Source organism: Lysobacter sp. TAB13 (assembly GCF_052113885.1).
Taxonomy (GTDB): Bacteria; Pseudomonadota; Gammaproteobacteria; order Xanthomonadales; family Xanthomonadaceae; genus Lysobacter; species Lysobacter gummosus.
Genome location: NZ_JBFRDR010000324.1, coordinates 1 through 387, shown reverse-complemented (window position 1 = coordinate 387; position 387 = coordinate 1). Strand labels below are relative to the sequence as shown.

The 387-nt window shown below is 67.4% G+C and carries 1 protein-coding gene; it reads left to right on the top strand.

What is annotated here, in order from left to right; translation table 11 throughout:
- Positions 1 to 37 precede the first annotated feature (37 nt).
- A complete protein-coding gene (locus AB4Y92_RS26365; RefSeq protein ID WP_441822310.1) occupies positions 38 to 385 on the top strand; it encodes a hypothetical protein in 348 nt (115 codons plus the stop codon).
- Positions 386 to 387: the final 2 nt, after the last annotated feature.

The following is a 387-nucleotide window of genomic DNA, read 5'->3' as shown; positions in this document are numbered from 1 at the left end:
GCCGGGCTGTAGGGCAGCCGCCTGCATGAGCGCTCCGATGTACGATCTGGTCTTCGGAGCTTGGCCGCACGACGTCGGCTACTGGCGCGACCATCCGATGGTCAGCGAGGTCGAAGCCCATTTCGAAGGCGCGCACGGCTGGGTCGGGCTCAGGCTGGATCAGCCGCTGAACGCCTGTGTGGAGGCCGTCGCCGCCATGTCGGACGCGGCCGAGGCGACCCGCGCCGGCCCTGATCTCCATTTCTACGGAGAGGGCGATTGTCCGCTGGCGCTTTTCGAAAGTGCTCCTCGCGTCCGTGAACTTCGTGCGTGGGCGCAAGGCCCGATCGAAGGCGACGAGAGCAGCGTCTGGTCGGTCGGGATCTGGCTTCACGCGGCCGTCTGAGG